The organism is Okeania sp. SIO2B9 (assembly GCF_010672505.1).
Taxonomy (GTDB): domain Bacteria; phylum Cyanobacteriota; class Cyanobacteriia; order Cyanobacteriales; family Microcoleaceae; genus Okeania; species Okeania hirsuta.
Map to the genome: position 1 here is coordinate 1 of NZ_JAAHGK010000356.1, position 6,132 is coordinate 6,132.

The following is a 6,132-nucleotide window of genomic DNA, read 5'->3' on the forward strand; positions in this document are numbered from 1 at the left end:
GAGTCAGGAGTCAGTAGGAAGAAAGGATGAGAGTGGGAATTATCTGGGAATATTCCGGCATTTTATGTCTGCATTGAATGGAAGTAGAAAGTGCGATAACTGTATAACCGGATTTTAGGTAAGCATTCAGCCATCAGCTATTAGCTATCAGCTACTAATAGACATCTCCAATAATAAAAAATAAAATCAATTATCATACAGAAATCATCAATTATTTCCCCCTACTCACTACTCCCTAATACCAATTTAAAAAAAGAATGTTACGAATAGTAAGAGGAATCAGGACTTACGCAAATTGACTGTAAAACCACCATCTGTAGGGGCGAATGGCATTCGCTCTCTCTATATATAGAGTCTCTGTGTAAGTCCTGAGGAATAAAAAGATTTTACAGGATATTCTCTTTGACAAAAAGGATGATTTACGGCCTAAAAAATGGTATTTAAGCCATTAATTCTGACTCCTGACTCCTGACTCCTGACTCCTAAGAAATATCCTAGCTATTTGTAGCAAACATTTATCAATTTGGTATAATACCTCTTTTCTGAAGATATCTAATGAGAGAAAAATAACAGAAAGAGGCAAAAGCAACCCTTGAAATTGAGAGGGAATTAAAAGTTACTGCCAAAGTAAGGTCTTTTAACCTTAGAAGGAATCATTCATTATACCATTTTCAAAAAATACTGTTACAGTGCTTTAGTCTGTTACTAGGAGTGTTGAGATTAATACTGTAGAGACCTTTTTTGAATTTGGTATTATTTGCTGATAGCTGACTGCTAATACCAATTTTATATGAGGTTGCATAGAATGATGAAATTCATTAAATCGATCTATCTTTATCTACGCTTACCTGCGGTCAATTATGCTTAAAATATTATTCTATGCAGCTTCATTTCAATTTGGTATAAGAGCTAAGTGCTTATTTTATTACTTTTAACTTTTGAATTTTGACTTTTGACTTTCAATTTCTACCCATTTAATAATAGCTTCAGTCAACCCATCCAAAGTATATTCTTGAGCTTCCACATCTACTCTACCTAACAAACTGTGACAACTTTGAGAAGTTTGAGGTCCGATAGAAGCAATACAAATATTTTCTAACCAATCTTGCGGTAAATTATCTTTATTTTCAGCCGTCAAATAACAAAAATTTCGCACCGTTTTAGAACTAGCAAAAGTCATAATATCTATCTGACAATTTTGTAGTGCTAATAAAGCTTCCGGTAAAATATTTTCTGGACAACTAGACTCATAAGCAGCTACTTCTATTACCTCCGCACCTTTACTATTTAACTCATTCACTAATACTTCCCTACCACCAGTCTCTACTCTGGGAAATAAAACCTTTTTTCCACTCAAATTTTCTGGGAAATTTACCACCAAAGAATCAGCAACAAAATTAGGTGGAATAAAATCCGCCTTCAAACCACGAGCATTCAAACTTCCCGAAGTTTTTTTACCAACAACTGCTATTTTTACGCCAGATAAAGCACGACTATCCTTATCTTTCTCTGCCAACCTTTCAAAAAAGTAATCTACCCCATTTGTAGAAGTCAAAATTAACCAATCAAAAGTATCTATATTATTAATAGCCACATCTAAATCATGCCAACTTGAAGGAGGAGTAATCACTAAAGCAGGCATTTCAATTACTTTTGCCCCTGCTTTTTGTAGGCGATCGCTAAACTTACTAGACTGACCTGCTGCACGAGTCACTAAAACAGTTTTATTTGCTAAAGGCGCTATTTCAATTTTGGCTACTGAATTTTCTTTAACCATATTATTTGGAGACTTTAAATAATCTCGTAACCTGACTACTTCCCCTACTATTATCACACAAGGGGACAAATATTCAGTGTATGTTTGTTGAACAATATCCCCTAAACTACCAATCCAAATTTGTTGTTTTGGAGTGGCACAATTTTGAATAATTGCCACAGGAGTTTGAGATGTTCTTTTATGTCTTAATAACTGACGCACAATTTCATCTAAATTTCGTGCCCCCATTAAAATTACTAAAGTTTCAATCTGAGATATTCTTTCCCAATCTAATGCTTCTATATCGTGAGCAGTCAAGACGATAAAAGCTCTACTCATTACTGCATCTGTCAGAGGAATATTTGCGAGTAAAGGTGCAGCTAATGCAGAAGAAATTCCTGGTACAACTTCAAATTCACAACCAGCTTCAATTAATGCTTGAATTTCTGAAGAAGCACGACCAAAAATAAAAGGATCTCCTCCTTTTAGTCTAATTACTTGTTTGCCTAAACGACATTTTTCTACTAACAAGCTATTAATTTCTGACTGAGACATACTGGGTTTACCACCACGTTTACCCATCTCTATTTTTAAACAATTTTCTGGTGCTAATTTTAGAATTGAATCATCAACTAAGGCATCATAAATTAATACTTCAGCTTGAGTAATGAGAGAATGTGCTTTGACAGTCAAATATTCTTTACTTCCAGGTCCAGCTCCAACAATATATACTTTTCCTAGTAATTTAGTCATGTTTGTATGAGTTAAGTTAATCCAAATTAGTAGTTGCAACAAAAATCTTTAGTTGGAGAATAGCACCAATGAAGAATATTTAGTTTTTCGGAAGAGATATTAACAGTTGTTTCAAAATCAATGTGTTGAATATATCCATACTCAACCTCGCAAATTTTGTCAAAATAAATAATGATTATCTCCAAATATTGCATCACAATAAGGACAACCGAATGAAGTGTAAGAGCTTCCAACAGTTTTGCTATAGCGATATTTAATTTTGCCCATTTTCATATTTTGACGTTTAGCTTTTTCAGTCTTCAAGCATTCATAAGCTTTATTTACAATTTCAGGAAGAAATTGAGGTTCATCTATAATTTTTTCTGTTAATATAATGTAGTCTATTAAATTAAAATTACACCCACATAAAGTTTCATAAGACTCATTGTGAACGTGATAAATATAATATTTCCCGTGACACTTCCAATTCCAACAATTAACAGGAAAAAATCTGATTTTAATATCTTGCTGTGTTTTATATCGGTAAAATTGAGAAAATTTAAAATGACCAGATAAAATTTCAGTAATAAAATTCTTTAAAAGATAGGTGTTATTATCAAAAATTACTGTATGATTTTCAGATTGGTCAAACTGTAATTGAAACATCGGTATATCTTGTCTTTCTTCGGATGTTGGTAACTTCTTAAATAACCAGCAACAACTAATACCATCTCTGGCATATTTATCTTGACGTTCTTTCGTTTATTCTAAGATTTGAGGACTCCATTGAGCTTCAAAAGCCAGTTGAACTAATTGATGTTTCTCCTGCTTAGTAGCTAAAACATCGGCTCTCCAATCTAATCTACTTGCTTCAGTTTTAACAGCGTAACCCATAATGTTACAGACTTTAGCAATTTCTGTTTTGCATAAAAGATGTTGCCATGTTTCTGATTTATAATTACATCCATCTTTACTTATTATGAGCAAAATGCTTAGTTCCCAATTTTGAAGTTCTTAAATGTCCTTTTGCTTCACAACAAGGTAAAATAACTTAAACTTTTTTACGTTTTAATTCTTCCCATTCTTTATCAGATAGTAGTGGGGCTAATAATTCTTGATTATCTAAAATAGCTCTTAACGGCATAATTTTAATGGTTAAATAAAATCCTAAATTTTTACCTTCTATTATAAGTATGATAAAAGACAAGCCATAGGAAAAATAATTTCCAAATAAATTGATAAAAATCAGCGATCGCTCTTTTATCTTGCAGGTCTACTTTTTGACTATGGCAACACATTTGACGTACTTGTAAATTTTCCCACTTACCTACTGATAATCTCTCCGAAGCGCTATGCACAAGTCAAAAGTTAAAAGTTAAAAATAATCTCTGAGTGAATATAGAGTTTTCTAGTTTAGTAATATCAAGTCAAGTTTGTTTCATCAAAAGCTTTTTCTAATTATGGAGTTAATTTTAGATAATTGCTCTACAGTTTCAAATAGTTAAAATCTAATATTTTTAGTCTAGCTTTAAGAATTGCTAATACATCATGCCATTGTTTTTGAGAGTAATTATCCGCAATTTTGTACCATCTTAATTTATGTAAAACAATATCTTCATTAGATTTTTTAATCTGACTATATAATTGCTCAATATCAATATTTATAAAAAGAACCTAATACCAAATTTCTAAATTCCTGAGAGATATATAGCATCGAAAACAAAATCCCATTGAAAAATTTTATAACCTCTCAACCCCCCTCCCTTGAAGAAAAAAGAGAGGTTGGATGAGAGGTCTTAATTTCTATTCCATAAAAGTTTAGATAGTGGGGGTTGTTTATATCCCATTACTAGGAATGATAATTAAATAAATTCCAGAATTTTTTTGAAAGAACTCAGATTATATGGACTTTAAATAATTTAAATTGTGTAGATAATAAAATCCTCATTCCTTATCTATATCAATCTTCAATTTAAAATCTAAAAGCATAGCCGAAAGTTTATGATGAAACCTTAAGCTTTCCAGGAGTCCGATCCTCAATATTCTGTTCCTTCACTATATCAAGGGGGGACGCCTGCATATCCCTAATAGTTTCAAAGTCTAAGCTGCCAACATCAATTTTGCGGACTTGACGGTTATGTTGAGTGTGGTAATAGATTACCTTATTTGTGAGGTCGTAAGCTGTTGTCCAAACGGTCGCACTCCGCATACCTGATGTGTCTATATATTCATCTTCAGATTCTTCGGGTGGTCCGAGCGGAACATTAAAATTATCAAGTATACGAAACAATTCATACATCGTCTCAGGTCCGTCAGTAGTTGCTCTTGCAGTTTGAGAAAAAGCAAAAGCACGGATGAAACGTGATGGAGGCGTAAAATCTCCTGGAAGCCCAATCATACCACTACCGACACCTAATGGGCTAAAATTAATTGAGCCAATATTCCGATCTGGATAACCTACAGGAGAAATATTGACATAATTTCGTAAATTAGTAATATGCCAGTCGTATGTTGGGGAGTTAGTAATAATCCCTAGTTCAGCATCAAAAATTTTTGGTTTGCCTTGTGACCATTCAATGACGATCTGTTCCCCCGAAGGATCGCTGACCATCAAATGATATAGTGCAGTTTTCCCAATAACTGGTTCAACAACGTTTACCACTAAGATTTGGTCTATTGCCTCACGAACATCATCTACTGTGGCACAGGTGGAAAGAAGATACTGGACAACATCGGTCGGTGCCATAGATTTCTCTGCCATAGTTGAATCATAATCCACATATTCAGCAAAGTCTGGATGATCAAAGACTCCAGCAACTAATCCCTTTTCATTCATGCCGTCAAGAGGAATTGGCCTATTTACAGCATCAATTCCTACTATTCCATATTTGCCAGTCCACCGTATACCAGGCAAATGGACATTTTCATCCCTAGAGAGTTCAGTCACAAACTGGTGCTCTCTGGGGAGGATCAATATTCGAGATTCTAGATCAAACTTACCCCATTGCATTGTTCTACCATAGACCATAGCACCGTCTTCTGCTTTTAGGGTAATACCTGTACAAGCGTAAGCAGGAGGCATTAGGTTAATGAAACAAAACAGAAAGACTAAAGCTAATGTCAGCACTATTGATTTGATAATGAAACAAAACAGAAAGGCTAAAGTTAATATTAGCACTATTGATTTTATGTTTTTCATCACTTAGCTGATTTTTGGTGCTTTACATAATAATTAATATTATTTTTGTGTGAAGAATACAATGAGTAATTATGCTGCGTTTTGTTCATATTTCGGAGAAAAAATACCCCGAACAACAATAGAAAATCTGAAATTATTACTTTTTTTTACCCAGAGCTAACTTTTCCTAATTCCTAGATATTTTTGACACAAACAAAATCTGACTACTATCAAAGACAACCCATAGAAAAAATTAGATATTCAAAGGAAAAATAATTTCTAAATAAATTGATAAAATTCCACATCATCGTCTAGTTTGTAATAATTTTATTTGCCATCCCTTACAGGTATATTTATCAGAAAAAATACCCCGATCAACAATATAAAATCTGAAATTATTACCTTTTTTCACAGAGCTAATTTTTCCTAATTCCTAGAAATTTTTGACACAAACAAAATCTGGCTA

General features: G+C 33.2%; 5 protein-coding genes. All 5 read right to left on the bottom strand.

The features are described 5' to 3' along the window. Nucleotides 1-931: 931 nt before the first annotated feature. The gene (gene cobA, locus F6K13_RS14220) at nucleotides 932-2,509 is read right to left on the bottom strand and encodes a uroporphyrinogen-III C-methyltransferase (protein WP_124146196.1); all 1,578 of its coding nucleotides are present in this window, start codon (nucleotides 2,507-2,509) and stop codon (nucleotides 932-934) included. A 159-nt stretch (nucleotides 2,510-2,668) separates the two neighbouring features. Continuing rightward, nucleotides 2,669-3,154: a hypothetical protein gene (locus F6K13_RS14225; RefSeq protein WP_124146195.1), complete on the bottom strand. Its 486-nt coding sequence runs from the start codon at nucleotides 3,152-3,154 to the stop codon at nucleotides 2,669-2,671. Between the two features lie 96 nt (nucleotides 3,155-3,250). After that, complete coding sequence (locus F6K13_RS14230) at nucleotides 3,251-3,475, bottom strand: hypothetical protein (protein ID WP_124146194.1); 225 nt, start codon at nucleotides 3,473-3,475, stop codon at nucleotides 3,251-3,253. A gap of 188 nt (nucleotides 3,476-3,663) precedes the next feature. Then, nucleotides 3,664-3,846 (bottom strand): hypothetical protein, encoded by a 183-nt coding sequence (locus tag F6K13_RS14235; protein WP_124146193.1) that lies wholly within the window; start codon nucleotides 3,844-3,846, stop codon nucleotides 3,664-3,666. Nucleotides 3,847-4,487: 641 nt separating this feature from the next. After that, nucleotides 4,488-5,570, bottom strand: a complete 1,083-nt coding sequence (locus F6K13_RS14240) for a linear amide C-N hydrolase (RefSeq protein WP_161564631.1) — start codon at nucleotides 5,568-5,570, stop codon at nucleotides 4,488-4,490. Nucleotides 5,571-6,132 lie beyond the last annotated feature (562 nt).